Annotated in this window: 21 protein-coding genes and 1 pseudogene; 12 read left to right on the forward strand and 10 right to left on the reverse strand. The window is 65.5% G+C overall.

The window, feature by feature from the left end; genetic code table 11:
• Positions 1–30 precede the first annotated feature (30 nt).
• The gene (pyk, locus tag A0J57_RS16230; protein WP_076605759.1) at positions 31–1488 is read left to right on the forward strand and encodes a pyruvate kinase; all 1458 of its coding nucleotides are present in this window, start codon (positions 31–33) and stop codon (positions 1486–1488) included.
• A gap of 53 nt (positions 1489–1541) precedes the next feature.
• Here pyk and A0J57_RS16235 read toward each other — a convergent pair whose 3' ends face one another.
• Positions 1542–2168: an HAD family phosphatase gene (locus tag A0J57_RS16235; RefSeq protein ID WP_061937823.1), complete on the reverse strand. Its 627-nt coding sequence runs from the start codon at positions 2166–2168 to the stop codon at positions 1542–1544.
• 3 nt (positions 2169–2171) lie between these two features.
• Positions 2172–2297 carry a type B 50S ribosomal protein L36 gene (ykgO, locus tag A0J57_RS16240; RefSeq protein WP_004210176.1) on the reverse strand — a complete coding sequence of 42 codons (126 nt, stop codon included), beginning with the start codon at positions 2295–2297 and terminating at the stop codon, positions 2172–2174.
• A 208-nt stretch (positions 2298–2505) separates the two neighbouring features.
• Here ykgO and A0J57_RS16245 point away from each other — a divergent pair, with 208 nt between their 5' ends.
• Both A0J57_RS16245 and A0J57_RS16250 read left to right on the forward strand, forming a co-directional pair.
• The gene (locus A0J57_RS16245; protein WP_082718712.1) at positions 2506–3120 is read left to right on the forward strand and encodes a DUF4136 domain-containing protein; all 615 of its coding nucleotides are present in this window, start codon (positions 2506–2508) and stop codon (positions 3118–3120) included.
• Positions 3117–4247: a M14-type cytosolic carboxypeptidase gene (locus A0J57_RS16250; RefSeq protein ID WP_061937824.1), complete on the forward strand. Its 1131-nt coding sequence runs from the start codon at positions 3117–3119 to the stop codon at positions 4245–4247. Before A0J57_RS16245 ends, A0J57_RS16250 begins: the two co-directional genes overlap by 4 nt.
• A gap of 17 nt (positions 4248–4264) precedes the next feature.
• Here A0J57_RS16250 and A0J57_RS16255 read toward each other — a convergent pair whose 3' ends face one another.
• The 3 genes from A0J57_RS16255 to purL form a co-directional block, all read right to left on the reverse strand.
• Positions 4265–4984 carry a dienelactone hydrolase family protein gene (locus tag A0J57_RS16255; protein ID WP_044660381.1) on the reverse strand — a complete coding sequence of 240 codons (720 nt, stop codon included), beginning with the start codon at positions 4982–4984 and terminating at the stop codon, positions 4265–4267.
• 125 nt (positions 4985–5109) lie between these two features.
• Complete coding sequence (gene purT, locus A0J57_RS16260; protein ID WP_061937961.1) at positions 5110–6279, reverse strand: formate-dependent phosphoribosylglycinamide formyltransferase; 1170 nt, start codon at positions 6277–6279, stop codon at positions 5110–5112.
• 83 nt (positions 6280–6362) lie between these two features.
• On the reverse strand, positions 6363–8540 hold the full coding sequence (gene purL, locus A0J57_RS16265; protein WP_061937827.1) for a phosphoribosylformylglycinamidine synthase subunit PurL: 2178 nt from the start codon (positions 8538–8540) through the stop codon (positions 6363–6365).
• A 105-nt stretch (positions 8541–8645) separates the two neighbouring features.
• On the opposite strand from purL, the gene A0J57_RS16270 reads away from it, so the two are divergent.
• Positions 8646–9074 (forward strand): DUF805 domain-containing protein, encoded by a 429-nt coding sequence (locus A0J57_RS16270; RefSeq protein WP_025547513.1) that lies wholly within the window; start codon positions 8646–8648, stop codon positions 9072–9074.
• Between the two features lie 161 nt (positions 9075–9235).
• Here the strand turns inward: A0J57_RS16270 and A0J57_RS16275 are convergent, their stop codons facing one another.
• Positions 9236–9616 (reverse strand): hypothetical protein, encoded by a 381-nt coding sequence (locus A0J57_RS16275; protein WP_025547512.1) that lies wholly within the window; start codon positions 9614–9616, stop codon positions 9236–9238.
• A 167-nt stretch (positions 9617–9783) separates the two neighbouring features.
• Here A0J57_RS16275 and A0J57_RS16280 point away from each other — a divergent pair, with 167 nt between their 5' ends.
• The 6 genes from A0J57_RS16280 (at position 9784) to aat (ending at position 14407) form a co-directional block, all read left to right on the forward strand.
• The gene (locus A0J57_RS16280; protein ID WP_025547511.1) at positions 9784–10044 is read left to right on the forward strand and encodes an exodeoxyribonuclease VII small subunit; all 261 of its coding nucleotides are present in this window, start codon (positions 9784–9786) and stop codon (positions 10042–10044) included.
• A gap of 26 nt (positions 10045–10070) precedes the next feature.
• Positions 10071–10991, forward strand: coding sequence for a polyprenyl synthetase family protein (locus tag A0J57_RS16285; RefSeq protein WP_025547509.1), 921 nt, complete (start codon positions 10071–10073; stop codon positions 10989–10991).
• A 4-nt stretch (positions 10992–10995) separates the two neighbouring features.
• On the forward strand, positions 10996–11508 hold the full coding sequence (gene coaD, locus A0J57_RS16290) for a pantetheine-phosphate adenylyltransferase (protein WP_025547507.1): 513 nt from the start codon (positions 10996–10998) through the stop codon (positions 11506–11508).
• Positions 11509–11602: 94 nt separating this feature from the next.
• Entirely contained in the window at positions 11603–12379 is a 777-nt protein-coding gene (locus tag A0J57_RS16295; protein ID WP_061937830.1) for a peptidylprolyl isomerase, read from the forward strand.
• Between the two features lie 111 nt (positions 12380–12490).
• The gene (queA, locus tag A0J57_RS16300; RefSeq protein ID WP_061937833.1) at positions 12491–13525 is read left to right on the forward strand and encodes a tRNA preQ1(34) S-adenosylmethionine ribosyltransferase-isomerase QueA; all 1035 of its coding nucleotides are present in this window, start codon (positions 12491–12493) and stop codon (positions 13523–13525) included.
• Between the two features lie 117 nt (positions 13526–13642).
• Positions 13643–14407 carry a leucyl/phenylalanyl-tRNA--protein transferase gene (gene aat / locus A0J57_RS26925; RefSeq protein ID WP_076605760.1) on the forward strand — a complete coding sequence of 255 codons (765 nt, stop codon included), beginning with the start codon at positions 13643–13645 and terminating at the stop codon, positions 14405–14407.
• Positions 14408–14442: 35 nt separating this feature from the next.
• On the opposite strand, the pseudogene A0J57_RS27275 reads toward aat, so the two are convergent.
• The 4 genes and pseudogenes from A0J57_RS27275 to A0J57_RS16320 form a co-directional block, all read right to left on the reverse strand.
• A pseudogene (locus tag A0J57_RS27275) lies at positions 14443–14844 on the reverse strand (DUF2155 domain-containing protein); the annotation flags it as partial.
• The gene (locus A0J57_RS16310; RefSeq protein ID WP_025547500.1) at positions 14841–15239 is read right to left on the reverse strand and encodes an NADH:ubiquinone oxidoreductase subunit NDUFA12; all 399 of its coding nucleotides are present in this window, start codon (positions 15237–15239) and stop codon (positions 14841–14843) included. The gene A0J57_RS16310 and the pseudogene A0J57_RS27275, both read right to left, overlap by 4 nt.
• A gap of 49 nt (positions 15240–15288) precedes the next feature.
• On the reverse strand, positions 15289–15807 hold the full coding sequence (locus A0J57_RS16315) for a DUF192 domain-containing protein (protein WP_061937839.1): 519 nt from the start codon (positions 15805–15807) through the stop codon (positions 15289–15291).
• A 49-nt stretch (positions 15808–15856) separates the two neighbouring features.
• Positions 15857–16381 carry a regulatory protein RecX gene (locus A0J57_RS16320; protein WP_061937842.1) on the reverse strand — a complete coding sequence of 175 codons (525 nt, stop codon included), beginning with the start codon at positions 16379–16381 and terminating at the stop codon, positions 15857–15859.
• Between the two features lie 150 nt (positions 16382–16531).
• Between A0J57_RS16320 and A0J57_RS16325 the strand changes: the two genes are divergently transcribed.
• A complete protein-coding gene (locus A0J57_RS16325) occupies positions 16532–18292 on the forward strand; it encodes a fatty acyl-AMP ligase (RefSeq protein ID WP_044660374.1) in 1761 nt (586 codons plus the stop codon).
• A 158-nt stretch (positions 18293–18450) separates the two neighbouring features.
• The gene (locus A0J57_RS16330) at positions 18451–20748 is read left to right on the forward strand and encodes a bifunctional diguanylate cyclase/phosphodiesterase (protein ID WP_061937845.1); all 2298 of its coding nucleotides are present in this window, start codon (positions 18451–18453) and stop codon (positions 20746–20748) included.
• The last annotated feature ends 274 nt before the right edge of the window (positions 20749–21022 follow it).

Genomic DNA, 21022 nt, shown 5'->3' on the forward strand with positions numbered 1-21022 from the left:
GGCGACCATGACGGCCAGGAGACAAGAGGAATGACGAAATTACCGCCCCGTTCGCGCAAGGTCCGCATATTGGCGACCCTTGGCCCCGCGAGCGACAGCCCGGAAATGATCCGGGCGCTGTTCGTCGCCGGGGCCGACGCTTTCCGCATCAATATGAGCCATGGCGCGCATGAGGATCATGCCGCGCGCATCGCGACGATCCGGGCGCTGGAAAAGGAATTCGGACGTCCTACGACAATCCTGGGCGACCTTCAGGGGCCGAAGCTGCGCGTCGGGACATTCGATCGCGGGCTGGCGGTGCTGGAAACGGGCGCGGCCTTCGTGTTCGACAGCGATCCTGCGCCGGGCGATGCGACGCGGGTCAACCTGCCCCATCCGGAGATCTATGCGGCTCTGGTGCCCGAAACCCGGCTGTTGCTGGACGACGGCAAGATGGTGCTGCGGGTCAAGAAGGTGGCGGAGGATCGCATCGACGCGGTGGTCGAGGTCGGCGGTACCCTTTCCAACCGCAAGGGCGTGAACGTGCCCGATGTGGTCGTGCCGGTGCCGGCGCTGACCGAAAAGGACCGGCGCGACCTGAGCTTCGCGGTCGAACAGGGCTGCGACTGGATCGCCCTGAGCTTCGTCCAGCGGCCGGAAGACCTGGCCGAGGCGCGCAAGCTGATGGGCGGCTATGGCGCATTGATGGCGAAGATCGAGAAGCCGGCGGCTGTCCAGCGGCTGGAGGAGATCATCGAACTGGCCGACGGCGTGATGGTGGCGCGGGGCGACCTTGGCGTGGAACTGCCGCCCCAGGCGGTGCCGCCGCTGCAGAAGCAGATCGTGGCGACCGCGCGCCGCATGGGTCGGCCCGTCGTGGTGGCGACGCAGATGCTGGAATCCATGATCAAGGCGCCGACGCCCACCCGCGCCGAAGTGTCCGATGTCGCGACCGCGGTCTATGACGGGGCCGACGCGATCATGCTGTCAGCGGAAACGGCGGCGGGCGACTGGCCGGTCGAGGCGGTGACGATGATGGACAGCATCGCCCATAGCGTGGAGCGCGATCCGGGCTATTTCGGGCGGCTGCACTATACCGAGACGAAGCCCGATCCCACCACCGCCGATGCGCTGGCGGAGGGCGCCGGCAGCATCGTGTCCGTCGTCGGGGCGAGCGCGATAACCTGCTTCACCTCTTCGGGCAGCACCGTGCGCCGCGTGGCGCGCGAGCGGCCGATGACACCGATCCTGGCGCTGACGCCGCGGCAGGATACGGCGCGCAAGCTGGGGCTGACCTGGGGCGTGCATGCCGTCCGGACCAAGGACATCGGCACGTTCGAGGAGATGATCGGCAAGGCCCGCCGCATGGCGCTGCGCCACGATATGGTCGAGAAGGGCGGCAAGATCGTCGTGCTGGCCGGCGTGCCTTTCGGGACGCCGGGGTCGACCAATGTGCTGCATGTGGCCGCGATTCGCGGAGATGAGCTGAGGGGCCGGGACGAGGGCTGAATGCCGATCGGTCCTGAGGGGCGTGCTCCTGCCTTCGCAGGGGCATGTCCAGCTTAGACGGTTGGGCTTCGAAGCAACGCCAGCTCTGCCAGTTCCCGGCGCAGCGTCGCCGCATCGCGGAACAGGTGGCCGCGCATGCCTTCCGTCTCGGCCGCCAGGACATTTTCCTCGCGGTCATCAATGAACAGCGCCTGTTCCGCGCTCAAACCGAATCGCTCCAGCGCCAGCCGGTAGATCGCGGGGTCGGGCTTCACCAGCTTTTCCGCGCCGGAGACCACGATGTCGCGGAAGGGGGCGAACAGCGCCGACTCCCGAGCATGGAATGGCGCCCAGAATTCATGGCTGAAATTGGTGATGGCGAAGAGCGGAATGCCGCCCTCGTGCAATTCAAGGACGATCTCCGGCATGCCCTCGACTGCCGGTCCTACGCTGTCGATGAACTTCTCGCCCCAGAGGCGAATCAGCGCCGCATGTTCGGGATGGCGCGCGATCAGCTCTGCGCTGGTTTCCGCGAAGGGGCGGCCCTGATCGTGCTGGAAGTGCCAGTCCAGCGTCACCACGTCACGGAGAAACGCATCGAGCGCCCGATCGTCATCGATCAGGCGCTCGTACAGAACCCTTGGGGTCCAGTGATACAAGACATTGCCAACGTCAAAGACGACGGCGGCAATATCCGCCATGAATCAGCCCTGGCGGGCCTTGAAGCGGCGGTTGGTCTTGTTGATGACATAGGTGCGGCCGCGACGGCGGATCACGCGGTTATCCCGGTGACGGCCCTTGAGCGACTTGAGCGAATTGCGGATCTTCATGGAACCAGCCTTTGAATGAATCTTGCGTGATCGAAAATCGAAGCGCAGCCCCTATGGGCGGGACGGCCGAAAGTCAAGGGCGGCCGCCCGCTTTTCGCTCCATCGCCGCGCCGTTCATCCTGCATGCAGCAAATCCGTGGCTTGACGCTTTTAAGGGATTAGCGGCGCGGTGTCGTGTAGAGGCTGTTCATCCCCTGGAGTGCCATCCATGTCGAATCCGTCCATGTTGAAGAAGATCGTCCTTCCGTCCCTGCTCGCCCTGGGGCTCAGCGGCTGCGCCACGGCTGTTCCACCCGTGGAGGTGACGCGGTTCCATATCGACGATCCGGCGCGCAACGGGACCATCGCCGTCGAGGAAATGGCCGGCAACCCCGATGTCGGCCTGGAATTCCGCACCTATGCCGCCGCGGTCGAGCAGGAATTGCAGCGCGTGGGCTTCACCACGGCCGCACAGGGGGCGAAGAGCGACTATGTCGCGCTGGTGAGTTTTCGCCGCACCTTCCGCGAACCCGAAAGCTATGGCGCCAATGGCAAGCCGGTAAGCGTCGGCGTGGGCGGCGCCGTGGGCAGCGGCGGCTATTCCGGCCTGGGGCTGGGCATCGGCATCAACCTGTCGGGCAAGCCCAAGGGGCAGGTCTTCACCGAATTGCAGGTGCAGATACGCCGCCGCGCCGATTCGACCACCATCTGGGAGGGCCGGGCGCAGACCGGGGCGCGGGAGGGAACGCCCGCATCGCAGCCGGGTCTGGCGGCGCAGAAGCTGGCGACGGCATTGCTGGGGGGCTATCCGGGCGAATCGGGGCGGACTATAACCGTCAGATGAGCATCTCGATCACAAGTGCCTTCGACAGCGGCAATATTCGCGTCCTTTCCATTTCCGCCACGTCCGCAGGCGTCCGCGCCGAGCTGGAGATCGTCAAAGACCGGCAGAGCGACTTCTACCAATGGTTCCACTTCCGCGTGGCTGGCGTGGCCGGGCGGGAAGTCGAACTGGCGATCGTCAATTGCGGCGCGTCGGCCTATCCCGACGGCTGGCCAGGCTATAAGGCGCGCTATAGCGAGGATCGGGAGAATTGGCTTCTGGCGGACACCGGCTATGCCGACGGGACGCTGACGATCCGTCTTTCGCCCGACAGCAATGCGGTGTGGCTCGCCTATTTCGCGCCCTATTCGATGGAACGGCACCATGATCTGGTCGCCTGGGCGGCGTCGCAGCCGGGGGTGGAGCATCGCGAACTGGGGCTGACGGTGGACAGGCAGCCGCTCGACCTGCTGGTGCTGGGGGAAGGACCGAAGAAGGTCTGGCTCTACGCCCGCCAGCATCCGGGCGAAAGCATGGCCGAATGGTGGATGGAGGGTGCGCTGGAGCGGCTCTGCGACGAGGAGGACGCCGTGGCGCGGCTGCTGCGCAGGGAGGCGACCTTCTACATCGTGCCGAACATGAATCCGGACGGCAGCCGTCGCGGCCATCTGCGGACCAACGCCGTGGGCATCAACCTCAACCGAGAATGGCATGAGCCGTCGATGGAGAAGAGTCCGGAGGTGTTCCTGGTGCGCGGAGCGATGGATGAGGTCGGGGTCGACTTCGCCATGGACGTGCATGGCGACGAGGCGATCGCGGCCGTCTTCCTGGCCGGGTTCGAAGGCATTCCCTCCATCACGGAGCGGCAGTCGGCCTTGTATCGCCGCTATCGCGACACGCTGGCCGCCCGGACGCCCGATTTCCAGACGAGGAAGGGCTATCCCACCGCGCCGGCGGGCAAGGCGAACCTGTCCATGTCCACCAACCAGTTGGCCGAGCGCTTCGGCGCCGTGGCAATGACGCTGGAAATGCCGTTCAAGGATAATGACGACCTGCCGGACGCCGATTTCGGCTGGTCGCCGGCGCGGTCGATCCAACTCGCCAAGGACTGCCTGGGCGTGCTGGCGGAGATGATCGACGAAATCTGAACCCGGCCGGCCGCGGTTCAGCCGAAGAGATCGCCCAGGAAATCGGCCATCGCGCGGAAGCTGCGGCGGTCGGCTTCGGGATTATAGGCCAGGCCCCTTTCTGGCATCTTCGCGTCATGGTCGGTGAAGGCGTGCCCGGTATGGCCATAGGCATGGATCTGCCAATCGCATCCCGCTTCGGTCAGTTCCTTCGCCAGCGCGACCGTGGCTTCCGGCGGCGCGATCGGATCGTCCCAGCCGTGGCAGATCAGCAGCCGCGCGGTGATCTTCGCATGGGGAAGGGGCGGCGCATCATAGACGCCGTGGAAGCTGACGCCGCCTGCAATATCCGCTCCTGAACGGGCAAGGTCGAGCACGCATTTGCCGCCGAAGCAGAAGCCGATCGCCGCGGTCCGGCTCTCGTCCGCCTCATCGAGCGATTTCAGCAGCGCATGGGCGGCGTTCGTCCGGTCCCGCAGCAAAGTGCGGTCATCATTGAGTTCGGCCATGTAGCGGCCCATGTCCGGATCGGCCCGGCTGGTCCGCTTGCCCTGGCCGAACACATCCGCGACGAGCACGGTGTAACCGATCGCCGCGACCTTTTCGGCATAGGCGAAATCGGCCTCCTTGGTGCCCAGAACATTGGGGAAAAGCAGGATGGCCGGACGCGGAGCGGCGGCGGCATCGTCGAACACGGCCATGCTCTCGAACTGACCGCCAGGGCCTTCATGCACGGTGACGCGGCGGGTGATGGTCATGAAAGGCTCCTTGCTTCGGGGTCGGGACGCATGTTGGGATGCCATGCGGGATTGGCAAGATTGGGCCAGTTGCGGATGTTGACACCTCGCCTTCAAGGCGAGGGGCCTAATGGCGGGAAACCGCCCTATCGACCATGGATGATCCGCACTTTCGATGCAGCCTCGGCCGCGACGGCGCGGGCCTGGTCTGCGTCGATCGCGCGGGCCAGGGCGACGCCCATGCGGCGATAGGGGCGGGTCGTCGGCTTGCCGAACAGCCGCAGATCGACTTCCCCACCGGGCGTCGAGAGCGCTTCGGCCAATCCTTCGAACCCAAAGTCATCCGATTCCCGATCCGCCAATATCACCGCCGAAGCCGCGGCCCCATGCAGCGTCACTTCCGGCACCGGCAGGCCCATGATCGCGCGGGCGTGAAGATCGAATTCGCTCCAGTTCTGGGAGATCAGGGTCACCATGCCGGTATCGTGCGGCCGGGGCGAGAGTTCGGAGAAGATGACATCCTCTCCCTTCACGAAGAACTCCACGCCGAAAATGCCGTAGCCGCCCAGGTTGTCGACCACCTTGCGCGCCATGTCCTGGGCGGCGGCCAGCGCGCCGCCGGACATGGGCGTGGGCTGCCAGCTTTCCTGATAGTCGCCGCGTTCCTGCCGATGGCCGATAGGCGGACAGAAGCTGACGCCGTCACGGCTGCGCACGGTCAGCAGCGTGATCTCATAGTCGAAGGCGATGAATTCCTCGACGATCACCCGGCTGCGGTCGCCGCGCATGTTCGCGACTGCATAGTCCCAGGCGGCTTCCAGTTCCTCAATCGTGCGGACCGTGCTCTGGCCCTTGCCGGATGAGGACATGACCGGCTTGATGACGCAGGGAAGGCCGGTATGCGCCGCCCCCGCCCGCACTTCCTCCAGCGTTTCGGCGTAGCGATAGCGGGAGGTGCGCAGCCCCAGTTCGACCGCGGCGACTTCGCGAATGCGGTCGCGGTTCATGGTCATGATGGTGGCGCGGGCCGAAGGGACGACCGTCACGCCGCGCGCCTCGAAATCGGCCAGGACCTCGGTGCGGATCGCCTCGATTTCGGGGACCACGAAGTCGGGCCGATGCTTTTCGATGGCTTTGGCGAGCAGGTCGGCGTCAAGCATGGAGAAGACTTCAAACCCGTCCGCCACCTGCATGGCAGGCGCGCCCGCATAGCTGTCGCAGGCGATGACCTGCGCGCCGAGGCGCTTGGCGGAGATCACGAATTCACGACCCAGTTCGCCCGAGCCCAGAAGGAGGATCTTCGCGGTAAAGGCCATGGCGGGACTCCTCGAAATGGACATCTTCAGCGCATTCAGCGCAGCGTGCTCCTGCTGGCGCAGGAGCACGTCATTTCTATTCTTTAAAGTTCAGCGTCCATCAGTGCCGGGAAGAAGCCCTCATGGGCGCTGCGCAGGTCCGCCAGCGCCACGCCCGCCACCTTGTCGCCGCCGGTCGTGCCGATGCGAAGCGCGCCTGGAATGTCCACCCCCTGGGCGGCGGCGACGATGTACCGGCCCTGATCCTCGCCAAAGGCGCTGGCGGTCGTAAGGGCGATGCTCAGCTCCGCGCCGATCTTCCCGGCCAGCGCCATTTCCGTCACCGCGACCAGCAGGCCGCCGTCGGAAATGTCATGCACCGCATTGACCTTGCCTTCCGCGATCAGCGCCCGGACGGTTTCTGCATGGGCACGCTCCGCCGCCAGATCGACCTTCGGCGCCTCGCCCGCTTCCCGGCCGGCAATCTCGCGCAGCCAGATCGACTGGCCGAGATGGCCGCCTTCCCCGCCGATCAGCCAGATGGCGTCGCCCTCATTCTTGAAGGCCACGGTCGCCATCCCGTCGATGTCCTGGAGCAGGCCGATGCCGCCGATCGCCGGGGTGGGCAGGATCGCCGATCCGCCGCCGGTCGCCTTGGATTCATTGTACAGGCTGACATTGCCCGACACGATCGGGAAATCCAGCGCGCGGCAAGCCTCCCCCATGCCTTCCAGGCAGCCGGTGAACTGCGCCATGATCTCTGGCCGCTGCGGATTGGCGAAGTTCAGGCAATTGGTGACGGCGAGCGGCGTCGCGCCGACGGCGCTGATGTTGCGATAGCATTCCGCGATCGCCTGCTTGCCGCCCTCATAGGGGTCCGCATAGCAATAGCGCGGCGTGCAGTCGGTGCTGATCGCGATGCCCTTCCGCGTGCCATGGACGCGCACCACCGCCGCGTCGCCGCCGGGGCGCTGCACCGTGTCGGCGCCCACCATATGGTCGTACTGCTCCCAGATCCAGCGGCGAGAGGCGATGTCGGGAGATCCCATCAGCCTGACGAGATCGGCGCCGATGTCGGCGCTCTCGCTGATCTCGCCCAAGGGCTGCACGCCCGACCAGGCCTTATATTCATCCTTCGCCATCGCCGGACGGTCGTAGAGCGGCGCATCGTCGGCCAGCGGGGCCAGCGGAATGTCGCACACCGTCTCGCCCTTGTGGACCAGCACCATGCGGCCGGTATCCGTCACATGGCCGATCACGGCGAAGTCCAGCTCCCACTTGCGGAAAATGGCTTCGGCAAAGGCTTCCTTGCCCGGCTGGAGCACCATGAGCATGCGCTCCTGCGACTCCGACAGCATCATCTCATAGGCGGTCATGCCGGTTTCGCGCTGCGGCACATCGTCCATGTTGAGCTGGATGCCGACGCCGCCCTTGGACGCCATTTCCACCGAGGAGGAGGTGAGGCCCGCCGCGCCCATGTCCTGGATCGCGACGATCGCGTCGGATGCCATGAGTTCGAGGCAGGCTTCGATCAGCAACTTTTCGGTGAAGGGATCGCCGACCTGCACCGTCGGGCGCTTGGCGTCGGCGTCGTCGCCGAAGTCCGCCGAGGCCATGGTCGCGCCATGGATGCCGTCGCGGCCGGTCTTCGAACCCACATAGACGATCGGATTGCCGATGCCCGAAGCGGCGGAATAGAAGATCTTGTCCGTTTCCGCGACGCCCACGGTCATCGCATTGACCAGGATGTTGCCGTCATAGGCGGGATGGAAATTCACCTCGCCGCCTACGGTCGGCACGCCGACGCAATTGCCGTAGCCGCCAATGCCATGCACCACGCCGCTGATGAGGTGCTTCATCTTCGGATGGTCGGGCCGCCCGAAGCGCAGCGCGTTCATGTTCGCCACCGGCCGCGCGCCCATGGTGAAGACGTCGCGCAAAATGCCGCCCACGCCCGTCGCCGCGCCCTGATAGGGTTCGATATAGCTGGGATGGTTGTGGCTCTCCATCTTGAAGATCGCGGCCTGGCCGTCCCCGATGTCCACCACGCCCGCATTTTCACCGGGGCCGCAAATGACCTGCGGCCCTTCCGTGGGCAGCTTCTTCAGATGGATTCGCGAACTTTTGTAAGAGCAATGCTCCGACCACATCACCGAGAAAATGCCGAGTTCGGTGAGATTCGGCTCCCGGCCGAGCGCGTTCAGGACGCGATCATATTCTTCCGGGGAAAGCCCATGGTCTGCGACGACCTGCGGCGTGATCTGGGATGCGGTGCTGGACATGTGCGCGCCTTTAGCGGGGGAGCGCCCGATAGACAATGCTGAGGCTCGCGCCCGGGCGAAAACATGATAGCTTTCCCGGCCGGACGAAAAAAAGGGGAGTTGCCCATGGAATGGATGCTGTTGCCGCTTCGTCGCTACGCCAAATTCTCCGGCCGGGCGCGGCCGCGCGAATATTGGATGTTCGTCCTGTTCCTGCTGCTCTGTTATATCGGCGTCGCGATGGTCGAGGGGATATTGGGCCTCAGCACGACCGATCACTGGTTCCAGCGCGGCCCCTGGTGGGCGGGCGCGGGCTATAGCACCCGCGGCGGTCCGCTGACGGGGCTGTTCACGCTGGCGATGATCATTCCCCATATCGCGGTTTCCGTCCGCCGCCTGCACGATACCGACCGCAGCGGCTGGTGGCTGCTGATCGTCTTCTTCCCGATCATCGGCAGCATCGTCCTGCTGATCTTCTTCATCATGAGCGGCACGCGGGGCCCCAACCGCTTCGGCCCCGATCCAGTCGAGGTGGGAGAGCCGGAATTGCGTTGAGCGCGTCGGCCCGGGCGTGCAGATTGGGGCGGTTCAAGCCACTCCCTCTCCAGCAGGCGGGAGAGGAATGGCGTCGATTGGCCACATCCTTGCAAACTCCAAAGAAAAAGGCCGGCCTCCATGGGGAGGGCCGGCCCGCACTTGCAGGAAAACGGAAAGGATCAGGCCTTGCAGCTCAGCGCGCTCTTGCCCGGCAGGGTGGCGGTGATCTGCTTGCCCGAGCCCTCGACCTTGAAGCCGCCGCCTTCGAAGGGCTTGCCCGCCTCGGCGGCGGTCAGCTTCGTGGGGGCGCCGTCCTTTTCGGTGCGCACGTTCACCGTCTTGTCGTCGCTCATGAAGTCGACGAAGATCAGGCTGTTGTCCTTGCAGCGATATTGATGGCTTTCCTTCACCATCGGCGGCAGTTCGACGGGAGCGGCATTGGCCAGCTTTTCGGCCATGGGATCGGCGGGGCCGCCCACCACTTCGGGTTCGTCATTCTTGTTGCAGGCGGAGAGCAGCGCAAGCGCCGCCACGGAGATCAGGGGGAGATGATATTTCATAGCGGTCCTTCTATGTGCACTAGCCACGCCAAGCGTCAACGCAAAACTGCCACGAGTCCGCCAGCCAGTGGCGCGACGTCATGACGTTTTCGTGAATGGCGGCCGGAATCGGCTCCCAGGGCCCATGCGGGCTTGACCGGGCGGGCGGGGGTCGCCAATGCAGGGACATGGCGCAAGACAGCATGACCCATGAGGGCGATCCGTCGCAGATGTCGTTCGAAGATGCGCTGCGCGCGCTCGAATCGATCGTCCGGCGGCTGGAGAGCGGGGATGTGCCGCTCGACGAATCCATTTCGCTCTATTCGCAGGGCGAGGAACTGCGGAAACGCTGCATGGAACGGCTGCAGGCGGCCGAAGCGCGCATCGCCAAGCTGACGATCGACGCCGGCGGCGCCGTGACCGGCGCTCAGCCCTTCGGTTCGGACTGAGCGTGCAGCGTGCGGGAGAGGCGGCCATGAGCGGACCCGACTCCGCCTCGCCTCGGTCGATCGGTCTGGTGGCCGACCGCGCTGCGGCGGTGGCGGCCGACATCGACCGCCTGTTCGACGCGCTGCTGGCGGTTCCCGACGACCCGCGCCGGCGCCTGCACGAAGCGATGCGCCATGCGGCCATGGGCGGAGGCAAGCGGCTGCGTCCGCTGCTGGTGCAGGCGGCCAGCGACCTGTTCAACATCTCGCGGGATTCGGCGCTGCGGGTCGGCGTCGCGGTGGAATGCATCCATGTCTACTCGCTGGTGCATGACGATCTTCCGGCGATGGACGACGACGACCTTCGCCGGGGCAAGCCGACCGTGCACAAGGCATTTGACGAGGCGACGGCGATCCTCGCGGGCGATTGCCTGCACGACTTGGCCTTCGAAGTGCTGGCGGACGAGGAGACGCATCCCGATCCTTTCGTCCGGGTCGAGCTGGTGAAGGCGCTGGCCGTCGCCAGCGGCACCAGCGGCATGGCGGGCGGCCAGATGATGGACCTGGAGGCGGAGAAGACCAGCTTCGACCTGCCCACGGTCACGCGGCTCCAGCAGTTGAAGACCGGCGCGCTGATCGGCTTCTGCGTCGATGCGGCGGCGATCATGGCCCGCATCCCGCCGGAGGGGCGGACGCGCCTGCACGGCTATGCCCGCGACATCGGCCTTGCCTTCCAGATCGCGGACGACCTGCTCGACGTAGAGGGGGACGCCGTTCTCGCCGGCAAGGCGCTGGGCAAGGACGCGGCGGCGGGGAAGGAAACCTTCGTCTCCCTGCTGGGGGTGGAGCGGGCGCGGGAACAGGGCCGCCTGCTGGTCGAGCAGGCGAAGGCGCATCTGCACGGCTTCGGGCCGGAGGCCGACCTGCTGCGCGCCATTGCCGACTATATCGTGGAAAGGGATCGTTAGGGGCATGAGCAAGCAGAGGGTGGGGGTCTATCCCGGGACATTCGATCCGATCACCTTGGGTCATATGGACATCATCCGGCGCGGCGCGAAGCTGGTCGACAAGCTGGTGATCGGCGTCACCACCAACATCTCCAAATCTCCGATGTTCTCCGACGATGAACGGCTGGATATGGTGCGGCGCGAATGCGCGGGCATCGACACGGAAATCGTCGTCACGGGCTTCAACTCGCTGCTGATGGACTTTGCCGAATCGCAGGGGGCGAGCGTCATCATCCGGGGCCTGCGCGCCGTCGCTGACTTCGAATATGAATATCAGATGGCGGGGATGAACCAGCAGATCAACGGCCGGGTCGAAACCGTTTTCCTGATGGCGGACGTGTCGTTGCAGCCGATCGCTTCCCGTCTGGTCAAGGAAATCGCGCTCTATGGCGGGCCGATCCACAAATTCGTCAGCCCCGCCGTGCGCGAGGAAGTGGAGGCGCGGGTCGCCGCCATCGGCCTGAAAGGGCAGGGCTGAAGGCTCCACTCAGCCTTCGTTCAGTTGCCAATCGCGAAGAGGGCGCTATCAGGGCAAGTTCGCACCTGGGCAAAATTTGAGGAAAGCTTCATTCATGCGGTTCACGTCGGCGCTCAAGACCGTGGCGATCGGTTTCGCTCTCTATGCATCGAGCAGCGCGGCCCTGGCCCAGGGCGGCGGTGGGCGCAATGCCGAGGAGATGAAGAAGGAGGAGGCGGCCGTGCGCGCGGAGCAGGCCGCCAAGCAGCTCGGCCTCGACCCCGCTTCCAAGCTGCCGCCGGCCACGGTGCCTGTCGATCCCCAGAATGTCTGGGACCTGGACCTGTCGAGCGGCGGCCGCGTGCGCATCCAGTTGCGTCCCGACATCGCGCCCGGCCATGTCGAGCGGATCAAGGAGTTGACGCGCCAGGGCTTCTACAACGGGCTCAAATTCCACCGCGTCATTCCCGGCTTCATGGCGCAGGGCGGCGACCCCAAGGGGGACGGGACCGGGGGGTCGACGCTGCCGGACCTGAAGGCCGAATTCAATCCGATGCCGCATCTGCGTGGCACCGTCTCCATGGCCCGCGCCCAGAGCGAGGACAGCGCGAACAGCCAGTTCTTCATCGTCTTCCTGCCGCGCATGCAGCTCGACAAGAAATATACGGTGTTCGGCCGCGTGATCGAGGGCATGCAATATGTCGATGCCATCCATCAGGGCGAACCGCCCGCCGATCCGACCATCATCCTCCAGGCCTCGATCGAAAGCGACGGCAGACCGCCGGTGACGGCACTGCCGACGCCGCTTGCTCCGCCCGCGCCCTCGATCGTCGCGCCGCCGGCGAAGAAGCCCGCGCCCGCAAGGAAGCCGGCCGCGCCGAAGAAGAAATAGTCAGGCCGGGTGAATGCGTGCTCCTGCGAAGGCAGAAGCCCAGTCCCGCCGCCTGAACTGGGCTTCTGCCTTCGCAGGAGCACTTGATATGCTGTTCTAGAGCATTCGACCATGCGCGTAGATCTGTTCGATTTCGACCTCCCGCCTGAAAGCATCGCGCTTCGCCCTGCTTCCCCGCGCGACGCGGCCCGGCTGCTGCTGGTGCCCGGCGACGCGCCCTTCCAGGACCGGATCGTGCGCGATCTGCCCGACCTGCTGCGCGCCGGCGACGTGCTGGTGTTCAACGACACCAGGGTCATTCCCGCCCAATTGGAGGGGATGCGCGGCCAGGCCAGGGTCGGCGCCACGCTCCACAAGCGGCTCGGTCTGCGCCAATGGCAGGCCTTCCTCCGCAACGCCAAGCGGGTGCGCGATGGCGACCGGATCGACTTCGGCAATGGCGTCACCGCTGTGGCCGGCCCGCGCGACGAGGACGGTGGCGTCACGCTCCGCTTCGAGGGTGAGGAGCCGGTCGAGCTGTTGCTGGAACGGGCGGGCCGGATGCCGCTGCCCCCCTATATCGCCAGCAAGCGCCCGACCGACGAGCGCGACCGCAGCGATTACCAGACCATGTTCGCGCGGGAAGACGGCGCGGTCGCCGCCCCCACGGCGGCGTTGCACTTCACGCCCGAATTGATGGCACCGGTCGAAAAAGCCGGCGTCCGGACCGAAACGCTGACGCTGCATGTCGGCGCCGGCACCTTCCTGCCGGTAAAGGCGGACGATACGGACGATCACCGGATGCATGCCGAATGGGGGCGGATCGACCAGGCGACGGCGGACCGCCTCAACGCCGCACGGGCGGCCGGCGGCCGGCTGATCGCGGTCGGCACCACCAGCCTGCGCCTGCTGGAAAGCGCGACGGGGGAGGACGGCATCATCCGTCCTTTCGCGGACGAGACGCGGATATTCATCACGCCGGGCTATCGTTTCCGCGCAGTCGACGGGTTGATGACCAATTTCCACCTGCCCAAATCGACCCTGTTCATGCTGGTAAGCGCCTTGATGGGCACGGAGAAAATGCTGTCGGTCTATCGGCACGCCATTGATGGCGGCTATCGTTTCTACAGCTATGGCGATTCTAGCCTGCTTCTACCACAGCCTTAAGGCCGCTCATGTTGATGCTCCATCGACCGCGGGATGGGGCTTCCCGTTTTGCAAGGCGGTTCGAGGAATGAAAGTCGCACTGGCGCGCTGCCCTGTCTCGCGTTAAGTCTTTCTTTGATGACGATTGACCCGCTGGTGCTGTTGCAGGCTTACGCGATCGGCGTGTTTCCCATGTCCGACGACCGCGAGGCGGAGGAGGTGTACTGGATCGAGCCGAAGCGACGGGCGATCATGCCGCTCGACGGTTTCCACATCTCCCATTCGCTGGCCAAGACGATCCGGCGGGAGCGGTTTCGGGTTACCGCCAATCGCGATTTCGCAGGCATCGTCCGGCTCTGTGCAGAAGCCGCGCCGGACCGCCCGTCCACCTGGATCAACCATCCGATCGAGCGTGCCTATCGCCATCTGCATGAAATAGGTTTCGCCCACTCCGTTGAGGTGTGGGAGGGGGAGGAACTGGTGGGCGGCCTTTATGGCGTGGCGCTGGGGCGGGCCTTTTTCGGGGAAAGCATGGTGTCGCGACGCGCCGATGCTTCGAAAGTGGCGCTGGCCTGGCTGACCGCCCGCATGCGTTTCGGCGGTTTCACCCTGCTCGACTGCCAGTTCATGACCGATCATCTGCGGTCATTGGGTGCGATCGAAATCAGCCAGCGCGACTATCTTCAATCATTGGCGGGCGCATTGGACGGCGTGGCGCTGGGGGCGGGGCGGGGCGTGCTGGCGGCCGGTTCCGGCGTCTGGGCGGAGCTGGCATTTTCGCCGCTTGCCGGGGACGCCTTGGCCCGCGCGCCGTCCGACACTTCGCCCTTGTCGCCCAGCTTCACCGTATCGGGACCGGTTTCCGGCCATGACATCGTGCAGCTCCTGACCCAGACGTCGTAGACCGGGTGCTGCACGACATTGCGGTCGGGCCGTTCCCGGAACAGCCAGCCGGAAAAGTTGCGGCGCCATTTATTGTCGGCGGTGCTGCGCACGTCGAGCTGAACGAAGGCGCCGGTTTCCTGCACATTTTCCCAGGGCGCCGTGGTTTCGCAGGCCTGCAGCCGAACAATGGCATCGCCCACGCGCAGCGCTTCGCCCGGCTTCATCGTCAGGTCGGTGGTGATGCCGTTGCGCTTGTTGAGCAGGCCGATCACCGCCACCCGCTCGTTCATCGGCGTGCCGGTGAGGGGAGACTCGTCGCCATTGCGGATCTTCTGCCCCTCGATGCGGACAGGACCGCCCTGGTTCTGCGTCGGCAGATCGTCGCCGCCGCAACCGGCCAGTACCAGGGTGCAGCCGAGAATCGGCAGGAAACGTCCCGCCGGGCGCCGCATCATGATGCGTCGGGGCTCCACGCCTCATAATCGCCGGTCGCCTTCTGGCGCAGGCCGCCCTTTTCCAGCGCGCCGGTGGGGCGGTAGGCCTGGGCCGTGCCGGTGGCGTTGGGGGTGAAGTCCCTTTCCCAGATGCGCGGGGGCGGCAGGAAACTCTCCGGCGCGCCCTCGATCGAATGATGCAGCCAGCCATGCCATTCGGCGGGCACGCGGCTGGCGTCGTTCGCGCCATTATAGATGACCCAGCGCCGGGTCAGTCCATTGGGGTCGGTGCCGCCTTCATAATAGACATTGCCCTGATGGTCCTCACCCACCTTCGTGCCCTTGCGGGAGGTGTAGAGCGAGGTGCCGATGGTCGCGCCATCCCACCAGGTGAAGATCTTGCCAAGGATTCCCATGGGCGAAGCGCTTAGCCGTTGCGGCTGGCGCTTGGCAAGGCGGTTCTGGTCAGCGGGGGCAGAAATTGAGGGGGTTTGACGAGGACGGCCGGTCGCAATCGCCCCAGGTGACGCGGTCGCCTTCCCTGATGCCCAGCTCCGCCGCCCTGCCGCCGCGCAGTTCGAGGACGGCGGCGACCGGGATGCCGGCGGAGACCGGCTCGCGGGAATAAGGGGCGGCGTTGGCCTTCAGGAAGGCGATGCTGCCGTCGGTGTGGATGAACAGCATGTCGAGCGGGATCAGCGTGTTCTTCATCCAGAAGCTGGCCGGGCGGGGCGGTGACATGGGGAAGAGCATCCCGGAATCGGGGGCGAGCGACTTGCGGAACATCAGGCCCTGTTCCTGCTGCTGTTCGGTAAGGGCGAGTTCGACGGTGAAGCGGTGAGCGGTTTTGGCGGTGTGGATGGTGAGGGGGAGGAGGGTGGTTTGCCCGGTGGCGGTGGGCGCGGCGGTGTTTTCGGCTTTGGGGGCGGATGGGGAGCAGGCGGCCGGGAGAATTGCAAGCAGAAGGAGGAGGAAGGGCTTCATGGGGGTGAGGTATCACAGCCTGGCGGTTAACAAACAGGGTGCTGAGCGGCTACTCATCCGCTTCCGGCACTTCCCCCGGCGCGGCGTCGGTCCAGCGGCGGGCGGTGGCGTAATCATGGCCGGCGCGCAGGAAGGCGGCAATCCATTTTTCCCGCTGCTTTAGGTCCGGTCGTTCCTGGGCATAGGGGCCGATCCGCTTGCGCCGGGCGAAGCGGTCGGCGGCGGACCAGCTTTCCCTTTCGGTCTGGGCGTGGGCTTCCACCCGGTCGGCTTCCGCTATGCCATCGGCGCGCAGGGTTTCCGCGACCCGGCGGGCGCCATAACCGCGGCGGCTGAGCGCGCCGCTTTTCATCACGGCATAACCGGCATCGTCGACATAGCGCAATTCGCTCAGCCGATCGACCAGCGCCTGCGGATCGGCGGGGTCTTCGCCGCCCCAGCCACGTTCCTTGATCTTGCGGCCCAGATAGGCGAGCAATTTGGCCCGGCTGGTGGCGAAGCGCGCCACATAACGCAGCGCAAGTTCGCGCATGGCCTCTTCATCGAGCGGGGCAGGAGGGCGTTTGCCGGTCATGGCAATGCTTCATGCCTGTTGCGCCTTGATTATGCCACAGTCGGGCCGGAATTTTACCGCCCCTTTTGGGGTAAAAGCCCAAGCTGGAATGCAACTATCCGGTGCAAAGCGGCTTGAAAGCTGTTAGCGGCGCGCCGGAATATGACAAACATGACATTGGGTGACACCAATATGACGGGTTCGCAAAGCATGATGGCACCGACGCCAACCACCGACGATCTGCCCCGCCGTTTCTCCGACTTCGAGACGCTGGGCGAAGCGCTGGACTATGCTGCGACCGGGCGGCGCGGCCTGAACTTTCACGACGCGCGGGGGAATCTGGCGCGACCCTATCCCTTTGCGGAGCTTCGCGAGGACGCCGTCGCCTGCGCCCACCGGCTGATCGCCCATGGGGTGAAGCCGGAGGATCGCGTGGCCCTGGTGGCGGAGACGGGCCCGGATTTCGCGCAATTGTTCTTCGGCATCGTCTATGCGGGCGCCTGGCCGGTGCCGCTGCCGCTGCCGACCAGCTTCGGCGGCAAGGAAAGCTATATCGACCAGTTGAACGTCCAACTGTCGAGCTGCGACCCGATGCTGTTCCTCTTTCCCAAGGAACTGGAGGAGATGGCGGGGGAATCCGGCCGTCAAAAGGCGGTCGAGAGCATCGCCTTCGAGGATTTCATCGCGCGGGAAGCCGTGCCCTGCGATCTGCCGCAGGCGAAGGGCGAGGAGATCGCCTATCTGCAATATTCGAGCGGTTCGACCCGCTTCCCCCATGGCGTGGCGGTGACGCATCATGCGCTGCTCAGCAATCTGGCGGCGCACAGCCATGGCATGGAACTGGTCGAGAGCGACCGCTGCATAAGCTGGCTGCCCTGGTATCATGACATGGGTCTGGTCGGCTGCTTCCTGTCCGTCGTCGCCAACCAGGTGTCGACCGACTATATGAAGACCGAGGATTTCGCTCGCCGTCCGCTGGCGTGGCTGGACCTCATCAGCCGCAACGAAGGCACCTCGATCAGCTATTCCCCGACCTTCGGCTACGACATTTGCGCGCGCCGCATGTCGAGCCAGACCAAGGCGCAGGATCGTTTCGACCTTTCCCGTTGGAGGCTCGCGGGCAACGGCGCGGACATGATCCGCCCGGATGTGATGCAGAGCTTCGTCGATGCGTTCGGGGACGCGGGGTTCAGCCCCAAGGCGTTCCTGCCGAGCTATGGCCTGGCCGAGGCCACGCTGGCCGTCACCATCATGCCGCCGGGCGAGGGCATCATCGTCGAACTGGTGGAGGAAACCGACCTTTCCGGCGGCGACGCGACCGAAGGCCGGCCGCAGCGCTTCCGCTCGATCGTCAATTGCGGCAAGCCGGCGCGCGACATGGTCGTGGAAATCCGGGACGAGGATGGAGCGAAGCTGAACGAGCGTCAGATCGGCAAGGTGTGGACCACCGGGCCGTCGCTCATGGTCGGCTATTTCCGCGATCCTGAGGCGACCGACGCCTGCATGGTCGACGGCTGGCTGGACACGGGCGACATGGGCTATTTGAGCGACGGCTATCTTTATATCGTGGGCCGCGCCAAGGACATGATCATCATCAACGGCAAGAATCACTGGCCGCAGGACATCGAATGGGCGGTGGAGCAGCTTCCCGGCTTCAAGCAGGGCGACATCGCCGCCTTTGCCATCACCACGCCGGGCGGCGAGGAAGCGCCCGCCGTGCTGGTGCATTGCCGGACCTCCGACAATGATGAGCGTACCCGGCTGCGCGACCAGATCCGCGAACGCGTGCGGGCGATCACCGGCATGAACTGCGTGGTCGAACTGGTGCCGCCGCGCACTTTGCCGCGCACCAGCTCGGGCAAGCTCAGCCGGTCGAAGGCGCGCAACCTCTATCTGACCGGCGAAATCCGGCCCTACGACATCGCCGCCTGACCCTTTGCCGCGAACCGACCGGCCGGGGGCCGCTTTTTTCATCTGCTTTTGACGGCCGTTACGGATTGATAACCGCTTGCTGTTAATCCGGCCGGGTGAGACGCGGGCAAGGGCCATCTTCTGAACAGGCTTCGCGGGAGCGAATATCGCTTCGGGCGATGATGGGTCTTGCCGTCGTGCCGGGCGATGCGGCGGAACGCGTCCTTGCCGCCCAATTGCGCTCGGCCGATCATGTCGCGCTGCTGAGGCAGGCGATGAACCTCTTCGGCCTGCTGTTCCTGTGGCAGGTCTTCGGCGATCACGGCTCTGTGCCGGGGCTGATGGTCTGGAGCGCCGCGCTGCTCCTTTCCATGGCCGTCGGCGCCATCCTGCGGCGCAGGCGCAATGGCGCGGCGGCAAGCGCGACCGATCTCAGGGTCCATGGCTTCACCGGCCTGCTTCACGGCCTCGTCTGGGCGGCGTGCATGATGACGCTCTCGTCCGGGCACGGCGCCGCGCAGTTGGTGGCGCACTGGACGCTGATCAGTTGCATCATGGTCTGCGGCGCGATCAGCTATGCCGCCACTCCGCTGGCGGCGACCGGCTTCCTGCTGCCCTGCATCGTCGGGCTTGGCGCGCTGTTCGATCCGCGCGACCAGACGCCGCTGCTTGCCCTTGCCACCAGCTATGCGCTGTCGTTGCTGGTCGGCTGCTTCCTTTATGCACGGACCTTCGCCCGGCAGCACAGCGCCAGCGTGCAACTGGAGGAAAAGAGCGAGGTCGTCAGCCTGCTGCTGCGCGAATATGAACATGGCGCGTCCGACTGGCTGTGGCAGACCGATCCCGCGCGGCGGTTGAGCGGCGTGTCGCCGCGCCTTGCCGAAATGCTCGGCCGTACACCGGCCGAGGTGGAAGGCGTGCTGCTGGTGCAACTGCTGGCTGGAAATGCCTGGGAAAGCGGCCTGTTCCCGACGGAACTGCATGCGTTGGCGGATCATCTGAAGCGGCGGGAAAGCTTCAGCAACATCGTCCTGCCGGTCGAGCTGGAGGGGGATGTGCGCTGGTGGGAACTGTCCGCCTCGCCCCGCTATGACGAGGGCGGCGCCTTTCTCGGCTTCCGGGGCGTCGGCTCCGATATTACCGAACAGAAGGAATCGGCGGAACGGATCGCGCAGCTTGCGCGGTTCGACCCGTTGACCGGCCTGCCCAATCGCACGCATCTGCGCGATGTGCTGGATCAGGCCATGGGCGGCGGCGGGACGGCGGGCGCAGGGCGCGGCGGCTGCGCCTTCCTGATGATAGACCTGGACCGGTTCAAGGCGGTGAACGATACGCTGGGCCACCAGATCGGTGACAAGCTGTTGACCCAGGTGGCGCGGCGATTGCGGCATATCTGTTCCGGCGCGGAATTTTGCGGGCGCATCGGCGGCGACGAATTTGCCGTCGTCATCCCGCAACTGGGGGATAATCACGGCGTCGACAGGCTTGCGGCCCGGATCATCAACGGCCTTTCAGCCCCTTATCAGGTGGACGAACATACGCTTTACGTCGGTGCATCCGTCGGGTCGGCGGTGTCGCCACAGGATGGCCATGAATCGGAGGCGCTGATCCGCAGCGCGGACCTCGCCCTCTATCGCGCAAAGGGCGATGGCGGCGGCGTGCATTGCGCCTATGAACCGCAATTGCATGCGCAGGCGGAGGAGCGCCGCCAACTGGAACTCGCGTTGCGCGACGCGCTGGAGAAGAACCAGCTGCATGTGCTGTTCCAGCCGGTGGTGGAGGCGCAGGCGGGCATTGTCGTCGGGTTCGAGGCGCTGGTGCGCTGGACCCATCCGGACATGGGGCCGATCTCGCCAGCCAAATTCATTCCGGTCGCGGAAGAAGCCCGGTTGATCGGACCGATCGGGGAATGGGTGCTGCGGACCGCCTGCAAGGAAGCGGCATGCTGGCCCGACGGCGTGCGCATCGCGGTCAATGTCTCGGCCGAGCAGCTCGTCCATCCGAGCTTTGTCGGTGCGGTGGTGTCCGCCCTTGCGCAGAGCGGGCTGGAGGCGCGGCGGCTGGAACTGGAAGTCACCGAAAGCGTGTTCGTCAACGCCGATACCGGGGCGCTCAAGATACTCGATCAGTTGCGGGGGCTGGGCGTTCGGCTGTCGCTCGACGATTTCGGGACGGGCTATTCCTCGCTCGGCTATCTCAGCCGCACACGTTTCGACACGATCAAGATCGACCGCAGCTTCGTCGTGGGCGCGGCGAACAACAGGGCGGAAAGCCTGGCGATAATCCGCGCGGTGGTCACGCTGGCGGACAGTCTGGGCATGGCGACCACGGCGGAGGGCGTCGAAACGGAGGCCGAACTGGCCATGGTCAGGGGCCTGGGCTGCCGCAAGGTGCAGGGCTTCTATTTCGGGCGGCCCATGCCGGCGGCCGACGCGGCGGCGCTCTTCCCCGGACATCAGGTGCGCGCCCGGGCCTAGAGCCAATCGACATTCAGATGATGACGAGCCGAGCCGAAGGCCACCGAAGGTAAAATGGTGGTTTTCCGTGACCCGGAGCGCAGCCTACTCAAGGTAGGTGAGCACCGGAAGCACGGAAAAGCGTCATTTGCAGGCCGTCAGGGCTGAATGTCGATTTTCCGTGACCCGGAGCGCAGCCTACTCAAGGTAGGTGAGCACCGGAAGCACGGAAAAGCGTCATTTGCAGGCCGTCAGGGCTGAATGTCGATTGGCTCTAGGCTTCATCGCCGCGATG

It is taken from the genome of Sphingobium sp. 22B, assembly GCF_001580035.1.
Classification (GTDB): domain Bacteria; phylum Pseudomonadota; class Alphaproteobacteria; order Sphingomonadales; family Sphingomonadaceae; genus Sphingobium; species Sphingobium fuliginis.

Bases quoted from the DNA above. Each gene is read 5' to 3' on its own strand.
- pyk (WP_076605759.1), top strand. From the start codon at position 31: ATGACGAAATTACCGCCCCGTTCGCGCAAGGTCCGCATATTGGCGACC.
- A0J57_RS16235 (WP_061937823.1), bottom strand. From the start codon at position 2,168: ATGGCGGATATTGCCGCCGTCGTCTTTGACGTTGGCAATGTCTTGTAT.
- ykgO (WP_004210176.1), bottom strand. From the start codon at position 2,297: ATGAAGATCCGCAATTCGCTCAAGTCGCTCAAGGGCCGTCACCGGGAT.
- A0J57_RS16245 (WP_082718712.1), top strand. From the start codon at position 2,506: ATGTCGAATCCGTCCATGTTGAAGAAGATCGTCCTTCCGTCCCTGCTC.
- A0J57_RS16250 (WP_061937824.1), top strand. From the start codon at position 3,117: ATGAGCATCTCGATCACAAGTGCCTTCGACAGCGGCAATATTCGCGTC.
- A0J57_RS16255 (WP_044660381.1), bottom strand. From the start codon at position 4,984: ATGACCATCACCCGCCGCGTCACCGTGCATGAAGGCCCTGGCGGTCAG.
- purT (WP_061937961.1), bottom strand. From the start codon at position 6,279: ATGGCCTTTACCGCGAAGATCCTCCTTCTGGGCTCGGGCGAACTGGGT.
- purL (WP_061937827.1), bottom strand. From the start codon at position 8,540: ATGTCCAGCACCGCATCCCAGATCACGCCGCAGGTCGTCGCAGACCAT.
- A0J57_RS16270 (WP_025547513.1), top strand. From the start codon at position 8,646: ATGGAATGGATGCTGTTGCCGCTTCGTCGCTACGCCAAATTCTCCGGC.
- A0J57_RS16275 (WP_025547512.1), bottom strand. From the start codon at position 9,616: ATGAAATATCATCTCCCCCTGATCTCCGTGGCGGCGCTTGCGCTGCTC.
- A0J57_RS16280 (WP_025547511.1), top strand. From the start codon at position 9,784: ATGGCGCAAGACAGCATGACCCATGAGGGCGATCCGTCGCAGATGTCG.
- A0J57_RS16285 (WP_025547509.1), top strand. From the start codon at position 10,071: ATGAGCGGACCCGACTCCGCCTCGCCTCGGTCGATCGGTCTGGTGGCC.
- coaD (WP_025547507.1), top strand. From the start codon at position 10,996: ATGAGCAAGCAGAGGGTGGGGGTCTATCCCGGGACATTCGATCCGATC.
- A0J57_RS16295 (WP_061937830.1), top strand. From the start codon at position 11,603: ATGCGGTTCACGTCGGCGCTCAAGACCGTGGCGATCGGTTTCGCTCTC.
- queA (WP_061937833.1), top strand. From the start codon at position 12,491: ATGCGCGTAGATCTGTTCGATTTCGACCTCCCGCCTGAAAGCATCGCG.
- aat (WP_076605760.1), top strand. From the start codon at position 13,643: ATGACGATTGACCCGCTGGTGCTGTTGCAGGCTTACGCGATCGGCGTG.
- A0J57_RS16310 (WP_025547500.1), bottom strand. From the start codon at position 15,239: ATGGGAATCCTTGGCAAGATCTTCACCTGGTGGGATGGCGCGACCATC.
- A0J57_RS16315 (WP_061937839.1), bottom strand. From the start codon at position 15,807: ATGAAGCCCTTCCTCCTCCTTCTGCTTGCAATTCTCCCGGCCGCCTGC.
- A0J57_RS16320 (WP_061937842.1), bottom strand. From the start codon at position 16,381: ATGACCGGCAAACGCCCTCCTGCCCCGCTCGATGAAGAGGCCATGCGC.
- A0J57_RS16325 (WP_044660374.1), top strand. From the start codon at position 16,532: ATGACATTGGGTGACACCAATATGACGGGTTCGCAAAGCATGATGGCA.
- A0J57_RS16330 (WP_061937845.1), top strand. From the start codon at position 18,451: ATGATGGGTCTTGCCGTCGTGCCGGGCGATGCGGCGGAACGCGTCCTT.